General features: G+C 46.9%; 16 protein-coding genes. 6 read left to right on the top strand and 10 right to left on the bottom strand.

The features are described 5' to 3' along the window. Positions 1-1,001: 1,001 nt before the first annotated feature. Together Q502_RS04970 and Q502_RS04975 are read right to left on the bottom strand one after the other, a co-directional pair. On the bottom strand, positions 1,002-1,361 hold the full coding sequence (locus Q502_RS04970; protein WP_099830708.1) for a hypothetical protein: 360 nt from the start codon (positions 1,359-1,361) through the stop codon (positions 1,002-1,004). Positions 1,362-1,502: 141 nt separating this feature from the next. Further along, a complete protein-coding gene (locus tag Q502_RS04975; RefSeq protein ID WP_099830709.1) occupies positions 1,503-2,531 on the bottom strand; it encodes a TrkA family potassium uptake protein in 1,029 nt (342 codons plus the stop codon). An 86-nt stretch (positions 2,532-2,617) separates the two neighbouring features. Here Q502_RS04975 and Q502_RS04980 point away from each other — a divergent pair, with 86 nt between their 5' ends. The 4 genes from Q502_RS04980 to Q502_RS04995 all read left to right on the top strand — a co-directional run bounded on the left by Q502_RS04980 (position 2,618) and on the right by Q502_RS04995 (position 9,134). Next, positions 2,618-4,576 carry an ATP-dependent helicase gene (locus Q502_RS04980; RefSeq protein WP_099830710.1) on the top strand — a complete coding sequence of 653 codons (1,959 nt, stop codon included), beginning with the start codon at positions 2,618-2,620 and terminating at the stop codon, positions 4,574-4,576. A 43-nt stretch (positions 4,577-4,619) separates the two neighbouring features. Continuing rightward, positions 4,620-6,767, top strand: coding sequence for a sodium-translocating pyrophosphatase (locus Q502_RS04985; protein ID WP_099830711.1), 2,148 nt, complete (start codon positions 4,620-4,622; stop codon positions 6,765-6,767). A 92-nt stretch (positions 6,768-6,859) separates the two neighbouring features. Further along, positions 6,860-8,023: a sugar MFS transporter gene (locus Q502_RS04990; protein WP_099830712.1), complete on the top strand. Its 1,164-nt coding sequence runs from the start codon at positions 6,860-6,862 to the stop codon at positions 8,021-8,023. After that, on the top strand, positions 8,016-9,134 hold the full coding sequence (locus tag Q502_RS04995) for an FAD-dependent monooxygenase (protein WP_099830713.1): 1,119 nt from the start codon (positions 8,016-8,018) through the stop codon (positions 9,132-9,134). Before Q502_RS04990 ends, Q502_RS04995 begins: the two co-directional genes overlap by 8 nt. On the opposite strand, the gene Q502_RS05000 is transcribed toward Q502_RS04995, so the two are convergent. The 7 genes from Q502_RS05000 to Q502_RS05030 form a co-directional block, all read right to left on the bottom strand. After that, the gene (locus Q502_RS05000) at positions 9,120-9,842 is read right to left on the bottom strand and encodes an ABC transporter ATP-binding protein (RefSeq protein ID WP_099830714.1); all 723 of its coding nucleotides are present in this window, start codon (positions 9,840-9,842) and stop codon (positions 9,120-9,122) included. The two genes, Q502_RS04995 and Q502_RS05000, sit on opposite strands and share 15 nt — an antisense overlap. Further along, positions 9,821-10,834 (bottom strand): ABC transporter permease, encoded by a 1,014-nt coding sequence (locus Q502_RS05005; protein ID WP_099830715.1) that lies wholly within the window; start codon positions 10,832-10,834, stop codon positions 9,821-9,823. The genes Q502_RS05000 and Q502_RS05005 overlap by 22 nt, the downstream gene beginning before the upstream one ends. 4 nt (positions 10,835-10,838) lie before the next feature. Then, positions 10,839-11,810, bottom strand: coding sequence for an ABC transporter substrate-binding protein (locus Q502_RS05010; RefSeq protein ID WP_099830716.1), 972 nt, complete (start codon positions 11,808-11,810; stop codon positions 10,839-10,841). A gap of 254 nt (positions 11,811-12,064) precedes the next feature. Continuing rightward, positions 12,065-13,003 (bottom strand): ABC transporter permease, encoded by a 939-nt coding sequence (locus tag Q502_RS05015; RefSeq protein WP_099830717.1) that lies wholly within the window; start codon positions 13,001-13,003, stop codon positions 12,065-12,067. Further along, positions 12,996-14,111 carry an ABC transporter permease gene (locus Q502_RS05020; protein WP_099830718.1) on the bottom strand — a complete coding sequence of 372 codons (1,116 nt, stop codon included), beginning with the start codon at positions 14,109-14,111 and terminating at the stop codon, positions 12,996-12,998. The genes Q502_RS05015 and Q502_RS05020 overlap by 8 nt, the downstream gene beginning before the upstream one ends. Beyond that, a complete protein-coding gene (locus tag Q502_RS05025; protein ID WP_099830719.1) occupies positions 14,108-15,634 on the bottom strand; it encodes an ABC transporter ATP-binding protein in 1,527 nt (508 codons plus the stop codon). The genes Q502_RS05020 and Q502_RS05025 overlap by 4 nt, the downstream gene beginning before the upstream one ends. 53 nt (positions 15,635-15,687) lie before the next feature. Beyond that, positions 15,688-16,740 carry a BMP family ABC transporter substrate-binding protein gene (locus Q502_RS05030; RefSeq protein ID WP_099830720.1) on the bottom strand — a complete coding sequence of 351 codons (1,053 nt, stop codon included), beginning with the start codon at positions 16,738-16,740 and terminating at the stop codon, positions 15,688-15,690. A 250-nt stretch (positions 16,741-16,990) separates the two neighbouring features. Here Q502_RS05030 and Q502_RS05035 point away from each other — a divergent pair, with 250 nt between their 5' ends. Both Q502_RS05035 and Q502_RS05040 read left to right on the top strand, forming a co-directional pair. Further along, complete coding sequence (locus tag Q502_RS05035) at positions 16,991-17,476, top strand: ferritin (protein WP_099830721.1); 486 nt, start codon at positions 16,991-16,993, stop codon at positions 17,474-17,476. Between the two features lie 78 nt (positions 17,477-17,554). Further along, entirely contained in the window at positions 17,555-19,345 is a 1,791-nt protein-coding gene (locus Q502_RS05040) for a 5'-nucleotidase C-terminal domain-containing protein (protein WP_099830722.1), read from the top strand. A gap of 300 nt (positions 19,346-19,645) precedes the next feature. On the opposite strand, the gene Q502_RS14580 is transcribed toward Q502_RS05040, so the two are convergent. After that, entirely contained in the window at positions 19,646-19,858 is a 213-nt protein-coding gene (locus Q502_RS14580) for a hypothetical protein (RefSeq protein WP_243392419.1), read from the bottom strand. Positions 19,859-19,860 lie beyond the last annotated feature (2 nt).

Consider the following 19,860-nt stretch of genomic DNA (forward strand, 5'->3'; position numbering starts at 1 on the left):
CCACGGGACGGCCAGAATATTGAAGTCAGCCACTATTGAAACAAAACGAATTGCACTGACTAGTATATTTGTGTGCAATGCTGTCGGGCAAAGCCCGACTGGTCTGCATAAGCAGAGTCGTGCGCCCCGATCCTTCAGATCCGATCTTCATAACTCGTTCCTGGTGACGCAAAGTCGAAACCCTTCCCTAACCTCATCCCGTTATTCTGACATGCTGGTCAGAATCTCGATTCTTGGATCGTTCTCAAGACCAGATCCCGTGCAAATTCATCACGGGATGACAAAGGAAGGAGCTTGTATGAGTAACTTGGGATGACAGCCATGATTATTTTACATGAATCTACTTTCCTCGTAATCCTCGTGCTCCTGGTAAGGATCTCCACGTTACTGAGTTATGGTTTTGACCAAGAACGAAGAACAAATCCTAGCTCTGGAGCGAAGAACAAATCTTCCTCTTACTACACCCGATCTTCATAACCCGGTTTTGATAACCCGCTCTTAGCAACCCGAATTTCTTAACCCGCCCCTATCAACCCGATCTCTTGGCAAGCGACCAGCGGGTCTAAGGGCGCCAGCGCAGGCTCAACGGCTCTTCTCGGTGGACGGCGGCCCGTTGACGGAGAACGTTGTTTTGAGCAGCGATCAGCGGGTCCTCGCTCTTAAGCGCACAGCGGATCTTCGGTGGACGGTGGACCGTTGACGGTTGACCTGAGAGGCTTCCTTCGCAGCAGCATCACTTCCCGACGAAGTCGGCCTCGCCTCCTGCCGAAGGCAGCCTTGCGTCCCCGGATGCTCTTCCGGGCATAGCGACCTGGCAAGATCTTCGCCAGCCTTGCGTCCCGCCGAAGGCGGCATTGCGTCTTACTTCAGCAGTGACTGGCTTTTCTCTCGCCTTCTCGTCAGCATAGCGAACGTCTCGACAACGCCCTTTCTCGGTTGATCTCATCGGTGAACGGGTCCATGCTTTTGGACAGCTGAAGGAGGACGATTGATCAGCAAGATCACTTCTTATCAATCTTGAAGACCCACTGCGAATAGGTCCCGGATTCGACGATTAGCGAGTGGCCTACCCCGGTAGGAATCAGCAGTGAATCTCCTATTTGGAGAATGTGTTCTTCTTCGACAATCATTTCTTCACTCCTGAACTCGCCATCGGAGATTTCTTTTATGTCACCGTTGAGCACTCCAGTTTTGACCTTCGCAGTTCCCGAAATCACTACATATAGGTCATGCTGATACTTGTGAGCCTCGGGTCTTCCTGAGAACGGGGAGTTGATCTCTACTGCCTTCGCAGAGAATCCCGCTATTCCCGGTGCGAAGTCTATGCCTTTTGCCGAATATTTTACCGCTTTGTCTGCCATTCCGATTCCTCCTATTTTGAATTTCTCTAATGACTGAATAATGATTTCATCTTATAAGAGATAGGAGATCTCTATAAGCCGGGCGCTTTTCATAAGGCGCCATTGATTCCTTGAGATCTATCACATTGGCTCACTGAGCAATCAGCCCTCTAGATCGCCCTTCAGGAAACTTTGGAGCTTAAGTACTTGCTCATGCCCTCCGAGGACCATAAGGCTGTCACCGGGCTTAACTACTGTCGAAGCACTTGGATTGAACTTGCTAACTCCGCCCGTAACTGTTGCAATTATAATCAAGCCTATCTTCTGTGGTATTCTAAGCGCTTCCAATGTCTGCCCTTTTTCGGGGAAGCTTTCCGGCACTCTGACTTCTTCAAAACGCAACTGCAGTGAACCTGATTGCGAGATACTATCCAGAAAGCCAGTGATCGTTGGGTTTAGCATCATTGCGACCATTCTGTGCGCTCCAATCTCCTGGATGGGAATTACTTTGTCTGCTCCCGCATAACTCAACTTGTTGATGTTCTCACCATGGGTTACCTTGGAAATTATCTTCATGTTTTTGTTCATTCCTCTAGCCGTTAGAACTACGAAGATGTTGTCTACGTCGTCCGGAAGACATGCGAGCAAACCTTGTGCCTTGTCAACGCCTGCGCTTTTCAAGGTCTCTTCCTCTGTGGCATCTCCGGAGATGAATATTAGCTTTCCTCCCTCTTTCTTAGTCAGATCACGGAGCCTTTCTTCTCTCTTCTCAACAATCACCACGTCATAGTTTCTCTTAGATATCTCATTTGCAATTGTTGATCCCAGGTCGCCAGCTCCGATTACAATAAAATGGTTTTCCAGTTTTTGTATTGTTTTCAATATCCTTCTCCTCCTGATAAGCTTATTGACTCTTCCTTCTACAAGAAAAGCCGTTATGTTTGAAACTGCGTAAACAACGATGGTGATGCTCGCAAGTATAATTATACTGGTGAACACCTTCCCGGCTTCAGTCAGGTCAGTAGGGGTGCTGTAACCAACTGTTGAGATCGTGATCATTACCATGAAAAAGGAATCGATAGGATGGTATCCTTCGATTATTGAGTATCCAAAGATTCCTATCAGAAACACACAGAGCAACAGCAAGAGAGAGACAACTATCTGCTTCATTCCACCGCTTTCTTCATTCATTGTTACCTCCAGGGTATCGAAAGAGTCTCAGTGAAGCGATTTCATCGTTATGGTAAAATCTTAGCAGAAGGGGGCCGCTGTGGTCGATGAAGAAATATACTCTCAAAAGTTCAGAGATTCCCGAATTTCTTAGCGAAGGACTAGACGAGGAACAGCTGAAAGCTGTCGTCCAATCAAACGGCCGTTCACTGATAGTGGCGGGGCCGGGTTCAGGAAAGACCCGTGTGATTACGTATAAGATCGCGCATCTAGTATCGAATTCGGTGAGCCCGCAGAATATTCTTCTCGTCACATTCACAAGGGCCGCTTCCAGAGAGATGATCGATAGGGCCAGGCGAACCAGCGGATCAAGCCTCCAGGGAATGCTTTCAGGAACATTCCACCACGTGTGCAATTACTTCTTGAGAAAATACTCGAAGGCAGCCGAGTTGAAAGAGAATTTCACTATCCTTGACAGAGAGGATTCGAAAGATCTCATTAAGCATTGTAGGGCGGAGTTGCTTGAAGAAAGAGAAGGTATCAACAGTTCGACTCTACCTTCAGCAGGAGTTCTTCAAAGCATCTATTCTTATTCGGTAAACGTGCTTTCGTCTTTGAGAGAGTCGATTGCGAGGCAGAATCGGAAGTTTCTCGGTTCATATGACGAGATTGAAGAGATCTGGAAGAGGTATGTTCAAGAAAAGACACTTCAGAACTGTGTTGACTATGACGATCTGCTGTTGAAGGCTCTCAAGATGTTCAATGAAAATCCCGTGATTCTTCGAAAAGAGGCCGAGCGCTTCAGATGGGTTCTTGTTGACGAGTTTCAGGATACCAATGTTTTGCAGTTCAGGCTCGTCGAAATGTTGTCTTCCATTCACGGAAACCTGATAGTTGTCGGAGACGATGCCCAGTCGATATATTCATTCAGGGGAGCAAGGTTCGAAAACGTCTATGATTTTCTTGCTACCAAAGATGCAAAGATCTTTAAGATTCAGACTAATTACCGATCAACCCCACAGATTGTCGATTTAGTTAACTCCATTGTTCCCGAAGACTCCATTGAAAAGCAACTTCGGGCGGTTAGAATGAACGGACCGATTCCGGTCGTTGCAGAGACCTGGGACAATCTGGAAGAAGCTTCTTTTGTCGCTCAGAAGATCCAGGAACACGTAGACGATGGTATAAACCCCGATAAGATAGCCGTTCTATACCGTTCACACTATCATTCTCTCGAGCTCCAGATGGAGATGGACAAGAGAAAGATGAATTTCACCCTTTACTCGGGTCCCAGATTCACCGAAACCGCTCACGTTAAAGATATACTTGCAATACTGAAGGTTATCGAAAACCCGCTGGATCAAATATCCTGGGGAAGAACTTTGAGGCTGTTTCCCGGTGTAGGAAGCGCAACGTCTCTTAGAATAATTCAGGGAATAACCGCAGCAGTTAATGACGGTCACAAACCGGTTGATGTAATTGGGTCGCATGTAAGCAACAGGGTGAAACTTGACAAGTTGGCTGCCCTTTTCAGTGATCTCGATGAAAAAGAACCTCCTTCGGAGATTGTAAGGCGTTTTTATGAGGTTTTCTACGGTGCCTATCTAGATGACAAATTCCCGGACGCGAGAGAAAGAAGGATGGATGTTGAGAGGCTTATTGAGATTGCCGGTCGCTACAGGTCGATTTCCGATCTTCTTGAGGATCTTGCCGTTAGCGAGAAGATCGATATTGAACGGGAGTCTGCTGAAAAACAACCGGCGGTTGTGCTTTCAACTGTGCATCAGGCGAAGGGGTTGGAGTGGGACGTAGTTTTCATTTTGGCCGTGAATCCGGGTGATCTGCCGAATTCAATGGCGATACTAGAAGGTTCTCTGAGCGAAGAAGAAAGAATTTTTTATGTGGCCGTTACAAGAGCAAAGGATTACCTTTACATTCTCAAACAGAAGGGTGGTAGATCAAGGCCTATGATAGGAAACAGATACGTCTTCAGAAGCGGACATGATTTCGTGGAAAAGTTGCCTAAAGACTGTTTCGAGCGTTGGGATGTAAGTTGGGATTTCTAAGTCAAATGTGTTCCAATAAAGTAGCAACTAGGAGGGAGAACGAATGAACTCATTGTACTTTCCACTTGTAGCAGGGATTATCTCAACCGTTTTTGCCTTCATTATGTTGCGAAAGACTCTGAGCTTTTCGCAAGGTAATGATAGGATGAAAGAGCTTTCTAAGTATGTTCAGGAAGGTGCCTCTGCATTCCTTGAAGAAGAAGCAAGAAAGATATTCCTTGTGGCTATTGTACTGGCCGCAGTTCTAGGGATTATCTTCCAGTCGTTCAAGTATCCAGTTGTGCTGCTCTTTGGCGCGCTCGTCTCTGAGCTGGCCGGAGTTATTGGGATGTACGCTGCAACAAGAGCAAATGCGAGAGTTGCAGCGGGAGCGGAGCATGGTCTAGCGAACGCTTTCAAAGTTGCCTTCTCAAGCGGGTCTGTTATGGGGCTTGCTGTGGCCGGTTTCTCACTTACCGGTCTGGCACTTGTTATGCTTGTTTTCAAGAGCTCGTTTGTTTTTGAGAACATCACGGATATCTCCAGAGCTTTCGGCAGGATATCCTATATTGATGGAATCATGATCATTAGCTCTTACTCTCTAGGAGCCAGTCTCATAGCTTTGTTCGATAGGGTCGGCGGAGGAATGTATACGAAAGCCGCCGACATGAGTGCCGATCTCGTGGGGAAAATCGAAGAGCAGATAGAAGAAGACGATCCAAGAAATCCGGCTACCATTGCCGATAACGTTGGAGACAACGTGGGAGATGTCGCCGGTCTCGGTGCGGATATTCTTGAGTCCTATGTTGCTTCGATAGTCTCAGCGATCGTTCTGGCGATCTTCATGAAGTTCGCGGATCACGGGACGATGACCGAAGCACAGTATTACGGCCTGATAATCTTGCCTGTTCTAATAGCCGCCGCGGGCGTACTATCCTCTTTGATAGGCGTGCTTGTGGTCGCGAATATGAAGACCAAAGATGCTCAGAAGAGCTTGAGCTTTGGAAACCTCTTTACAGGGGCTCTTGTTCTGGGCTCCGTGGCCATAGTGATTGGAGTAGCGGCGCCGGACTATGCCTTTAAGGACAGCTTCATCATCAATCCTGAGTTTGTTTCCAGATGGAGACTCTTTTTTGCAATAGCAGCCGGACTCATCGCGGGAATAATCATTTCGAAGCTGAGTGAATACTATACATCGGATGAATATAAGCCGACTAGAAAGCTTGCAAAGGATACCCAGAGCGGAGTGGCCATAAATATCACTGGCGGTCTTGCTCTTGGAATGGGAAGTACCATTTGGCCGGTAATAACACTTGCAATTGCAATTCTTGCCGCTTACTGGTCTGCAGGAGTTTACGGAATAGCTATCGCAGCCCTTGGGATGCTTTCTTTTGTTGGATACATCGTCTCTGTCGACTCTTATGGTCCTGTTGCAGACAACGCAGGTGGAATAGCTCAGATGGCCAAACTCGATCCTAAGGTAAGAAAGCTCACCGACAGGCTCGACTCTGTCGGAAATACGACAGCGGCAATCGGAAAGGGATTCGCCATTGGTTCAGCGGCTTTTGCCGCCCTTGCCCTCATAGTCTCGTATATTTGGGGTACGGCGGGAACTGCCGACGAGATTGTGAACAATCCGGTGATCAACCTGGTTGAGCCATACACTCTAATTGGGATTTTGATTGGAGGTATGTTGCCCTTCTTCTTCACATCTCTATTGATCAAGGGTGTGGCCGATACCGCAAACCTTATGATTGTTGAGATCAGGAGACAGTTCAAAGAAATTCCTGGCATCAGAACGGGCGAGGCGGTGCCTGACTATAAGAGATGCATTGAGATAACAACCAAAGGTGCCGTAAGCAGAATGCTTACCCCAGGAATAGTTGCAATCGCTTCTCCATTCATTGTCGGCTTTCTCTTTGGCCGATCTGCCGTGGCAGGGCTGTTGATGGGAGGACTGTCAAGCGCTATCATGATCGCAATATTTAGCGCAAACGCCGGCGGAGCCTGGGACAACGCAAAGAAGTACATTGAAACGGGAGAGTTCGGCGGAAAAGGTACTCCAACACACGAAGCGGCTGTCGTTGGCGATACGGTGGGAGATCCTCTCAAGGATACAGTTGGCCCGTCGATGGATATTCTTATCAAGCTGATGTCTGTTGTTTCTCTGGTGTTTGGTTCACTCTTCCCGGTAACTCCGTTCTTCATGTGAAGAAAAAACCTCAAAAGCGCAGCTTACGGGCTGCGCTTTTTTTGAGTTTCCCTTTAGTTCAAACAATCCGTTCATCGTGATAGAATTCTCTCATGGACACGAAGAAAGCTTTCAGCCTTATTTCGTCATGTGGTTTTTTTCTCTTTGGATTTACATCGATAATACTGGGTAGTGCGCTGCCGGCAATCGAGAAGAGTTTTGGGATTGATCATCAGATAGCAGGAGTACTTCTTTCACTTCCTACTCTTGCTTTCATGTTGTCGGCGGTATTTGTGAGCGCTTTTTCGAACAAGTTCGGTCCATTCAAGTTGCTTGCCGGCGGGATAGTAATCATTACAGGTGGCTTGACAGTTCTCTCGATCGGGAGGTCATTCTGGCTGCTGCTTCTGGGGAGTATGGCTCTAAGCTTCGGAACAGGAACGATGGAGACGTCGATTGGAATTGGCGTTTCCGGAATGAACTACAGAAAACCGGGCGGAGCATTGAATCTGATGCACTCGCTATTTGCGCTAGGTTCGATCATATCGCCATTGATTGTTGCAGCTTTTCTTGTTGATTATAATTCTTGGTGGAAGCCATTCTTCGTTGCTCTTTTCGGTGGCGCATTTCTTGTAGCTTTTGCTCCGTTACTCTTCAGAATTCCTTTTGTCGGCAGTAATCAGAAGGCAACCCACTTCAAGAAGGAAGTGTTCTCCAAGAAGGTCTTCTGGCTAATACTCGCCGGAGTGCTCCTGTATGTAGGTTATGAAATTGGTTTTACGTCGTGGCTTTCAAGTTTTGTTTTTGAGACGAAGGGCATTGAGATGAGATATGCCAGTGTCTTTCCCGCACTGCTCTGGACGGGGATATTCATTGGTAGATTGCTTGCAGGCTTTTTCGTTGATCGACTGGGTTACGAGTTATCGCTCTTGTTTATGGTGAGCATTGCATTTGTCTCCTTTGGAGCAGCATTACTGCTTAGTTCTCCAGTTACCATCGGTATTGCCGTGGTCTTCGCCGGGTTTGGTTTTTCGGGAACATTCCCTACGCTTCAGGCGATTCTCATATCCACCATGAAAGACGGGATAGGTTTTGCCATTGGGATGTTTACTGTTGCAGCTTCAATAGGTGGAGCTATCTCCAATTTCTTCGTCGGTTTTCTCGGGCATCAATTCGGCATGATGGCAGGCGTTCTCTTCATCATGTTTCTAATCTTCCTCGAGATCGTTGTGGTGCTACTCATCATTAGACTCAAGGCGGTGGTAAAGGATGCATAGCAAGGTTGTTGTCATTGGAGCTGGTCCTGCGGGCTTGGCCGCATCAAGAGTTTTGCTGAGAGAGGGCGTTGATTTCGTCCTTGTGGACTCCCGGACTTTTCCGAGGGAAAAGGGTTGTGGTGGCGGGCTGACGCCAAGAGCACTAAAAATCCTTAGGCAGGTATTTCCGGATGTGGAGATCCAGGGTTTTGAAACCCGCGAGTTATCGGTCAATGCTCTGTCGGAAGGAAGTTTCAAATACATAGTGTCCTTGGTTTCGAAGAGGCCTATCTTTAATAAGGTCGATAGGAAGGAGTTTGACCAGTCCCTTCTAAAATCTATTCTAGAGAGAGACGGACGGCTCGTTGTCTCGAGAGTGCTAGAAGTCAAGAGAGTCAAAGAAGCCTTTGCGATAATGACAGACGGCAGAGAGTTGAGTTCGGATTACGTGATAATCTCCGCAGGTGTTTTCGGGGCAAAGTTAGTCGGTCAGGAACCTCCTTGTTACAGTGTCATATATCACGGATACAGCTCTCCAACGGGTAATGCCTCCATAACGTTTGTCCCCAACGGTTATCTTTGGAGTTTTCCTGGCGAGTCGTATGATTCAGTAGGCGGGGGAATTTATCCTGATTGTGAAAATGTCTCTTCCTATGAAGAAATGAGCACACTGATTAAGAGAGTCTTTGATGAGGAAATTGAACTTTCGGGAACTCCTATTCCTACATTCGACAGTGAGGTAGTGCTGAAACTGAACAACCTGGAAAGAGGTCTGTTATTTGCGGGCGATAGCGCAGGCCTTATCGATAACTGGATAGGTGCCGGGATTGACTTTGCACTTGATTCAGGAAGGCAGGCGGCCCTATCTATTGTTGAAGATGGTTACAAGGGAAAGACCGCAAACGAAAGATACCTGGAAAGGCTTTTCCCTATCGCGAGGCATCTGCAGATCGCAGACGCCTTCAGGAAGAGGTTCAACGCGAATCTTGATGAGAAACTAGATCTTCTTAAGGGAAAAACGGCTGGTAAACTGTTGATCAATTATTTGAGCGGTTATGTGAAAGGTCCGTACTGGCTCACCTTGAAGAGTCTCTTCACAGGTGGAGTCGAGAGCCGCTCAACACATAACTGAAGTCGCTCTGGACATTATCTCTCTTATTCCATCGTTTGCAACTTCACCATCGATCAATCTCATCAACCTTTCTCCGTAAGAGTTGGCGATTTCCATGTTGTGAGTTATCATGATTATAGTTATGTCGTACTCTCTGTTGATTCTGGCTGTCAGTTCCATTACTCTTGAGGCGCTATCTGGATCAAGCGCAGCCGTGTGTTCGTCAAGAAGCAGCAGCCTGGGCTTCGACAAGATGGCCATTACCATAGCCAGAGACTGTTTTTGCCCTCCGGAGAGCTCTCCCGCTTTCGTTCTCATCCTGTCTTCCAGTCCAAGCCCGAGATCCCTAAGAAGAGTTATCGCCTCTTCTTTGACAGAACTGAACCTGAAGGGCCTGTTGCCTTTCTTCGATGCAATTATCAGGTTCTCGGCTATTGTAAGAGCCGGAAATATTCCCGTATTTGGGTCTTGATAGACTCTTCCGATGAACTCAGCAAGTCTGTGAGGCTTCATGCAATTCATCGTCTTATCGTCGATTATATATAAACCCGATGTGGGCTGAACTTCACCAAGAATTACTTTGAGAAGTGTTGACTTGCCTGCTCCATTGGGTCCGACTATGGTGACAAATTGCCCTTCGGGGATTGTCAGACTCACATTTCTTAGGGCAACTCTTTCGTTTTCCATCCCCTGATTGTATACGACCGTCAGATCTTTGAATTCGACCATAACCTCTTCACCTCCTGTTTAACCTTTCGTTTTCCTCCGCTCGAGGAGAGCTGTCGTAATCCAATTACCGTGATAATAAAGACTGCTGTGAGTAGTTTCATGTCGCTTGCAAGAAAACCGATTCTGTACCCATACCTCATTGCCAGAGAGAGAAGCGTCTGATAAATAACACCTCCCACTATCGGTGAGAGAAGACCATAGAAGAGCTTAACTCTTCCCAGAAGTATCTCGCCCATTATTACCGATGCCAGTCCTGTTACGACCATTCCTTGACCGATTGTGGCATCAGAGAAACCGCTGTAAAGCGCGAATAGACCGCCGCTCAGCCCAATAATGCAGTTCGCAACGGTAAGCCCCGCAATAGCGAGAAGATTCTGAGAGATACCGAAAGAAACCACCCCCGAGGGATTACTTCCAAAAGCTCTTAGTGTCATCCCAGGATCAGATTTCAGCACAATCGAAAGAACTACAACCACAGCAGAAATTATGAGAACTATGAGCAATAAGTCGGATCCGTCGAGATCGTTGTTGAAGATGTTCTTTGCAACAACAGTAGTCTTTGTTGTGCGTTTTTCAGTATTGATCTCGAGCTCTCCAAAAAGGCCATCAAGACCAGTTCCGCCGCTCATCTCTTCAAAACTTTGAGTGCTCCTTTCAGGAACGACTCGAGGAACAGGGAGATTCGGCCCGCCCATTACCCTGAGATTTACTGAGTAAAGCATTGTCATGACTAAAATTCCGGCTAATAGAACGTTGATCTTGAGCTTTCTATGGATTGTTCCAGTTATGCTGCCAGCAAGAGCACCCGTGGCGGCCGCAAGCATTATCGCCAACCAGGCAGGAAATCCGGAAACCAGAGCCCTTACCGCAACCGCTGCTCCCAGGGCAAAGGATCCATCTGTCGTAAGGTCAGGAAGATCAACTATTCTGAAAGATATATAAACTCCCAGGGCCATTAGGCCTATTATCAATCCCTGTTCCAGAATCGCCATAGACTTACCTTTCCGTCTCTACACCATTAGTTACAACGATGTTTGCGAGATCAAGAACAGACTGTGGTATCTCAATACCGATTTCTTCTGCAATGTCAGTGTTTACGAAAAGAATCAGGGAATCCTGTCCAAGTATCTTTGTCTCAAGTTCCGATGGAGGAGTACCCTTAAGAATCTCAACGACAAGCTCTCCAGTAGCTCTACCGACCTGATAGTAGTTGAATCCAAAGCCGATGAGGCCGCCCGATCTTGCGATGTCAATGTCAGCCGCGACTATCGCTATCTTCTCTCTTAGAGCGACTTTGGAAATCGACTGGATGCTCGAGGCTGCGGTGTTGTCGGTACCGATGTAGATAGCATCAACATCTTTGATCTGAGCGTTAAGAGAGGTGACCATTTCAACTGTTGTGGAACCGGTAATATCGACTAACCTCATTCCCAGAGCGTCACAAGCCTCTTTGGCAAACTCCCTTATCGTTACAGAGTTTGCCTCTCCTGAATTGTAGATAATCCCTACCGTCTCAACTTGTGGCAGAGTCAGTTTGAGAAGCTGGAGCTGAGTCTTGACTGGCGTCATATCGCTGATTCCAACTACATTTCCCGGGTTTTTGCCAAATGAAGGAACTAGACTGGCACTAACTGGGTCGGTGACGGCACTGAAGACTATTGGAATTGTCTTCGAGGCGTTCACCAGCGCCTGTGCCGAAGGAGTGGCAATTCCAATCATCACTGCAGGGTTCAGAGAAACGAACTGTTTTGCTATTGTTACTGCGGTTGATACCGATCCCTGGGCGTTCTGAAAATCGATTACGATATTCTCTCCATCCTTGAAACCATTCTCTTCAAGTACATCGATAATTCCGTCTCTAACTGCATCTAGCGCTGGGTGTTCGACGATCGAAGTAATTCCGACTGTCTGCGTTGAGAAACCAAGAACTCCAATAAGTAGTAATACACATACAAGAACCCGCTTCATTCTACATCCCTCCTAAAATAAAAAGAGAGGACGCTTCTCAACGTCCTCTCTTTTTATACTCTCTAGTGTATTTTAACTCAAGCACACACCGGAGGAGTCCGAAGAAAGGACGTTCCTCCTAAACCAATAAGCGTATGCAAAACTTATGAATGCTGCTCGAGTCATCACTTTGAACCTCCGAATATCTTTGATAGGAAATTTATACCACAAAACAATGTTACGGATCAACAGTAAAAACGAACGTATTGTTTCCTTTAGGTTCTCTCTTCTCTTGAATATGGTACTCCCAGTGATGTCGGCGCACCTACCTTTCTCTTCAGCGTATCTGTCGAAGTGAAAAAGAGAACGACAATTGTGAGCAAATATGGAAGCATCTTGAGAAAGTCGGGTGAGACGTGAGCTCCTACTGCTTGTAATCTCAATCCAAGGGCAGTTATTCCTCCGAAGAGATATGCACCTATCAAGGCCTTCACAGGATCCCAGGTTGCGAATAGCACAAGAGCTATGGCTATCCACCCCCTGCCGGCCGTCATGTTTTCGATCCACATCGAGTTATAGGCCAACGAGAGATAAGCTCCGCCTATTGCTGTAATTGAACCTCCCAGAATAGTGTAGATGTATCTGACTGCGAATACATTTATACCCTTAGCATCTGCGGCATCGGGAGATTCGCCTACTGCTCTTAGGGTCAGTCCGGGTCGTGTCTTGTAAATGAAGAACCACATGACGGGAACAAGCAGAAAACTTATGTAGACGAGAAGGTCGTGACTGAAAAGAATCTGACCCAAATATGGAATATCCGATAATACAGGAATTCTTATAGGCTGAAAACGCTTTGCGATTACCCCGATGTAGTCTCTTCCCCACAAACCGCTTAGACCGGTTCCGAGCATAGTTATGGCGAGCCCGCTGACGATCTGGTTCACTCTGAGAGTTACTGTGAAGAAGGCATGAACAAGGCCGAGAACGGCTCCTGCAAGCATTGCGACGAGTATAGCAAGTAGAAGGTTTGAAGTCTGATATGAGGCGACGAAGCCTCCAATAGCTCCGACCAGCATGAGACCCTCTAATCCGAGATTCATCACTCCCGATCTTTCAGTGAAGATCGTGCCGAGAACCGCGAACAGCAGAGGAGTTCCCGCTCTGACTGTAGCGCTGAGTGTCGAGAGAATGAAAGACTCGATATTATTCATTCGTGACTGCCTCCTCTCTCGATACCCTCAATCTATATTTGGCAATAGCCTCTCCTCCGAGAAGGCTGAAAAGTACCAGCCCCTGAAATACAGATATCAGAGCCATCGGCAGCTTATAGAACATCTGAAGCTGATCATTTCCTACGAGTAGTCCTCCGAAGAGAAATGCGACAAGCAGAATTGCAATCGGGTTCAGCTTGGCCAGCCAGGCTACAATGATCGCAGTGTATCCGTATCCTGGAGAGAAGCCGTGTTGCAGTCTGTGTTGCACTCCCATCATTTGTACGGCCCCTCCCAAGCCCGCTATTGCTCCGCTAACAACGAGCGCAATGATCGTGTACTTTATTATGCTGATTCCCGAGTATCTGGCTGCTTGCGCATTGTCCCCTACGATTCTCGAGTTCATTCCCCACCTTGTCCTTCTGTACACATAGAAGAGAATGAACGCCAACACGACTGCCAGGAAAAAGCCAATGTGAAATTCGCCTCCGAAGAGAGTCGGAAATCTTGCCTGCTGAGGAAAAGGCGCGGTCCCCGGGAATCCATAACCTTTCGGGTCTTTCCACGGTCCGTATACAAGATAATCTACCCAGAATATTGCGACATAGTTGAGCATAAGAGTTACCACTATCTCGTCGGTCTTTGCAAATGCCTTCATTAATGCAGGAATTAAGGCCCAAATGCCACCCGCTGCCGCTCCTAGAACTGAAATTAGGAGAATCATAAGTACTGGCGAAGTGACATCTTTGAATAAGTAAAGAGCTCCCCAGGTAGCGGCCAATGCTCCCATATAGAGCTGGCCTTCACCTCCTATGTTCCATATCTTCATTCTGTATGCAAATGAAAGGCCGAGCCCAACGAAAGCCAGCGGGACCATCCTCATTAGTGTACTGAATATCCCGTATCTGTTCGCAAAGGGCCAAGTCAACATTTCCTTGTATGCTTCAAACGTCTCTTTGAATGCAAGAGACAGGGTTCCAAGTCGGCCGTAGAAGAAGATCAACAGAATGATTCCCATCAGCAGCAACGCAGCGGCCACTGAGAGTATCGGTACAAGGATAGAGGAGTATCTGGGGACGGCTAGCCTCTTTTCTATTCTCAACTTCACGCGATCTCCTCCTGTTTTGAACCGGCCATCATGAAACCAATTTCCTCTGTATACTTTGGATCAGGAGGTGTGTACCCCATTATCTGACCCTCATACATCACAGCAACCCTATCTGAAAGCCTGAATATCTCGTAGAGTTCCCCGGCTAGAAGCAGGATAGCCGCTCCTCGATCCTTATGAGCAAGAAGGGATTTATAGACAAACTCCATTGCTCCCACGTCTAAACCTCTTGTAGGATGCTCTGCAATGATTACAGTTGGCTTAGTTGACAGCTCTCTCGCGAGTACGAGTTTTTGAAGATTTCCTCCGGAAAGAAATCTTGCCTGAGTCTTGGTCGACGGAGTTGAAATCGAATACTCGCTGACGAGTCGCTCCGTGGCCTTCTGCATTGCACGAAAATCTACGTTGAACGGAGACTGAGGAATGTACTTCGTGTGGGCGTTCTTCATAAACATGTTCTCAGTAATTGACAGCGAGGGACATGTAGCCAGAGCTCTCCTGTCCTGGGGAACAAATGCCACGCCTGCCCGAATTCTTTGAGCGACATCCGTGTGACGAAGAGTCTTGCTGTTCAAGCGAATCGTACCGTGAACAGGTTTTCTAAGGCCATAAATGGCTTCTGCAAGCTCTCTTTGCCCATTACCCGCGACCCCTGCGATGCCTAGTATTTCACCAGAGCGGATGTTCAGACTCAAGCTCTTCACCGCTTCAAGATTCTTGTCATTTTTCACGGTCAAGTCTTCAACTTCCAGAACAGTAGTACCAGGTTCCTTTGTTGATTTCTCGAAGTCCAGCAAAACGTCTCTTCCAACCATCATTCTTACGAGAGATCTTCTATCAATTGAACTTCTCTCTTCAGTTCCAACAAACCTGCCACCTCTCAATACCGTAACCCTGTCGCTTATTTGGAGCACCTCGTCAAGTTTGTGACTTATGAAGATCACTGAAGAGCCTTCACTCACGAGCTTTCTTATTGCTCTGAACAAGACTTCAGTCTCTTGAGGAGTAAGGACTGCCGTTGGCTCGTCAAGAATGATGACTTTCGCGCCGGTATAAAGCAACTTTAGAATCTCGATTCGCTGTTTCTCTCCGACCGAGAGAGTCCAGACCCTTGCCTTCGGATTCACGGGTAGGCCATAGCTTTCTCCCAGATTCTTTATGCTCGATTCAACTGATTTTGTGTTTACAAAGAAGCCCATGTCTTTCAAGCCGAGAACAACATTCTCGGCAACCGTGAAGGAGGGAACTACAGTAAAATGCTGCTGCACCATTCCTATTCCCCGCTTCAGCGCATTATGAGGTGAAGAGATCGACACCCTGTCTCCCTCAATGAGAATCTCTCCACCATCGGGCTTGTAAATTCCGAAAAGGATATTCATTAAGGTCGTCTTGCCTGCTCCATTTTCTCCAAGTAGAGCGTGCACTTCTCCCTTTCGGAGATCGAACGAAATGTTATCATTTGCAAGAATTCCTGGAAAGGCTTTAGTGATGTTTCTCATTTCGAGAACTGAAAGATCAGCCAAGAAATATCACTCCAAAGAAAGAAATTGAGGGGCCAGAAGGCCCCTCAGTGTTTTCACTGTATTTTACCTACAACGTTATTGATGAACCAGTCCATACTGAGAAGATCACTATCCGATGGCCTCTCGCCTTTGCCGTATCTCAGTGTTCCAGACTGGTCATACACCGGTCCGTCAAACGGGTGCATAATACCCTCGATTATCGCCTCTCTCATCGACATCACAAGCTTTGCCACTCCTTGGGGTACTAGGTCGCCAACGAAGATATCGACTACTCCGTCCTTAATACCGCCCCAATACTGCTCATTGGTCCAGGTACCGTCCATAACTCTTCTCACTACGTACTCGTAGAAAGGACCCCAGTTCCATACAGGGGCTGCGAGGAATGCGTTTGGAGCGAAGGCGGTCATGTCGCTGTTGTATCCTATTGAAAGCGCGCCTCGGTCTTCTGCAGCCTGCTGTGGGGCAGGAGAGTCTTGATGCTGTGTTATGACATCTGCACCGATATCGAGTAGGGACTCCGCAGCTTCCTTCTCTCTTGCTGGGTCAAACCAAGTATTCGACCAGACCACATGAACCTTTGCATCCGGATTCACGTACTGAACGCCCATTGCAAAAGCGTTGATTCCTCGAATAACCTCCGGAATCGGGTAGGCAGCAACATAGCCAATGATGTTGCTCTTGGTCATTGCTCCTGCGATTAGACCGCTAAGGAACCTCGGTTCGTACATCCTTCCGAAATATGTACCGAGATTGTCAGTGGTCATATAACCCGAACAGTGCATGAAGGTTGAGTTGGGGAAAGACTGAGATACTTTTACCATAGGGTCCATGTAGCCAAAACTGGTTCCGAAGATCAAATCATAACCTCTTTGAGCATATCCTCTGAACACAATTTCGGCTTCTCCACCTTCGGGAACGCTTTCAATAAAATCAGTTACTATCTGATCCCCGAAAACTCTCTCGAGATGAAGCCTACCTTCATTGTGCATGGTGCTCCAGCCACCATCGCCGACCGGTGCTACGTAGACAAAAGCAACTTTCAGTGGTGCCGCCATCAGCGCCGCTGCAATCAGCAGCACTGAGAAAAACAAGAAGATCTTCCTCATTGTTATTACCCCCCTTTGTTGAGAAATTGGCCGTCCTTATGTAGAGATTATACATTTATGAGATTGACATTCCAAATCGAAAGGCAGCAAATAACTAAGAATAGGTTGCTTCGTATAAGTCTATTAGAACAGCTCAGAGAGTGAACTGCTGGTTCCAACTCGTTAAGATACTTTGAGAGTTCTCTTCGCGGTGGTAAAATATCATGAAGGAACTGTTGACGCTTAAACCGAATGGAGAAGGAGGCTAACTATGATAACTGCAAGAATGGAAAAGGAGATCAACGCTCAAATAAAGGCTGAATTCGAGTCTGCTTTTATCTACATGGGAATGGCCGCGTGGGCACACAAGAACGGATACTTCGGTACGGAGAACTTCATGTGGAAGCAGGCCAAAGAGGAAGAAGAACACGCAATGAAGTTCATTGATTACCTTAAGGACGTAGATGCAACCGTTGATATTCCAGGCATTGAGAAACCGACCATTAACTACAAGTCGATTTTAGATGTGTTCGAAAAAGGACTCGAACATGAGAAATACATCACTTCAAGGATCAACAATCTCGTCACGATTTCCGATGAAGAAGGGGATTACGCAACGAATGATTTTCTTCAGTGGTATGTCACTGAACAGGTTGAAGAGGAAAAGACCTTCAGGGATGTCGTGAAGAGGCTGAGGATGGTCGGCGATAACATCAACGGAATCTTCTCAATTGACTCTAAGTTAGCAGCAAGATGAATCTCTGCGGGATGCCTGTCATCCCGCTTTCTTTTCTCGCTGCACAATTTGAGGTGTGAGGCTAAAGGAGGGGTTTAGGTGCGAAGGCTCCTTACTTCGTTTTTCATTATCTCTTCTCTTGTACTTTCATTTGCTTCGGATTTTCATCTTACAATTCTCCATACAAGCGACATACATGGGAGCGTTTTTCCTGTCGACTATGTGACGGGAAATTCTTCGGACGTAGGTCTGGCAAAGATCTCTTCTTTCGTCAGTCAAATTAGACATACCAATCCACACACACTTGTTATAGATACAGGTGATCTGATCCAGGGAACGCCGTTTTCGTATTTCTTTGCGAAGATCGACAACTCAGGCATCAATCCTGTTATAAGGGCTATGAACTTGATCGATTTGACATCCTCTACGATAGGAAATTGCGAATTCAGCTACGGCCCACGTAATCTTGAGGACGCGATGGTCTCGGCAGAGTTTCCCTTTCTCTCAGCGAACATTGTCTTCGATGACTCTGCTGAACATGTGTTTCAGCCGTATTCGATAATAACTCTTGAAGAAGAAGGCGAGAACGTAAGAATTGCGATTCTCGGCCTAACCACGAACCTTATCCCAAGATGGGAGGATCCAGAACATATCGCCGGGCTTGCATTTCTTAACCCTGTGAACGTTGCAGAGAAACTTGTTCCTAAACTCAAAGATGAAGTCGATGTGCTTATAGTTGCTTATCACGGAGGCTTTGAAAGAGATCTCACTACGGGAGAACCAACCGAGGAGCTTACGGACGAGAATGTAGGTTTTGAACTTGTAAAGACAATCGAGGGTATTGATGTGCTTCTTACGGGGCATCAACATAGGACTATCGCCGAGATAATAGACGGAGTAGTTGTCTCTCAACCGTCCAGTCTCGGAAGGTTTGTCGGCAAGGTTGACTTGAAGCTGGAGAGAATAGAAGACGGCTGGCAGATCGTTGAAAAGTCGGTCGAGCAGGTGTCTATGGCTTCATATGATCCTGACGACTATGTCGTTGGAGCTTTGAAGGACTTCGAAACAAGAGTCCAGAAATGGCTTGAAAGACCGGTCGGGTTTTCTATTGGAGATTTCTTCATAGAAGATCCGCTTGAAGCTAAGATGAAGGATAATCCTCTTGCTCAGTTCATAAACAGAGTTCAGATGGAAGCGACCGGTGCAACGATCTCGTGTGCCGCCATTTGTACAGACGAAATTACAGGCTGGAAGACAGGGCCAATAACAATTCGGGATCTTATCTCGATCTACCCCATGTCAAGCACTTTGAAGGTTATTCAGGTATCCGGTTCAGACATCAAAGCCGCCCTGGAAAGGAGCGCAGAATACTTCACTTGTACTGACAACAAGATATCCATCTCAGAAAGTTGGTTGACTCCAAAGCTAACGAGTCGAGATTATGATATGTGGGAAGGAATAGAATACATAATTGCTGTGGATAGACCGGTTGGTGAGAGAGTACTTAGTATCAGGTATCAGGGAAAGCCTGTCGATATGGATGAAAAGTACGAAGTAGTTATGAGCAGCTATCGGGCCGGCGGTGGCGGTGGGTACAGCATGTTTGAGAGAAGGCCGGTGGTTAGGGATGTCATGCTCGAGGTTTCCGAAGTGATCATCGATCATGTGCTTGGAAGATTTGTAGTTAGCGCATCCGTAGATAACAACTGGTCGGTGGGGACGGGCTTTATCCATACTATAGGGTGGAACGAAACGCTGAGGTCGATATCCGAAATGTACCGTATCGATACCTCTGAGATTATGAAATACAACCCCGATCTGATTAGGGTTGACCGTATTCCTGCAGGTTCGGAACTGATCATATACAGGCCTGCTGTTCAGAAGGAATAAGTCTGTGCTGAACGCGGTGATCTCTCGGAAGAATCACTGAGTTGAGATACCGTTTTCCCCTTGATCAGTTCTCGATACGATCAAGAAAGCTGCGTACTTCTTGAATGTATTTTACTGTCTTTTCGAGATGATGCTCGTGAGAAGCATCTTCGAATACCCTCACTGTTGCGTTTCGAAATTTGCTTGCGTAAAAGGATGTTGTTTCTGGTGTCGCCTCGTCGTATTCTCCGCAGGGCAGCAAAACAGGAATCTCTATTTCACTAAGGCGAGGGCTCAGATCGTAACCCTTCAGTGTACCAGTCACAGTGAACTCGCTCGGACCGTACATATAATTGTATACTTCCCACTTATCCCTGCTACACCATCGTTCATGCATTCGGGCCAGGTTTCCATTCTACATACGTACTTGCTGTAGAACTCCGATATCGCATCCTGATAGCCAGGTTTTCCGAAGTCACCGCTTTTTTCCGCCTCAAGTATCGCAGCTCTTGATTCATCGGATAATGTTACCATGA

Source organism: Mesotoga sp. Brook.08.YT.4.2.5.2. (assembly GCF_003351125.1).
GTDB lineage: Bacteria > Thermotogota > Thermotogae > Petrotogales > Kosmotogaceae > Mesotoga.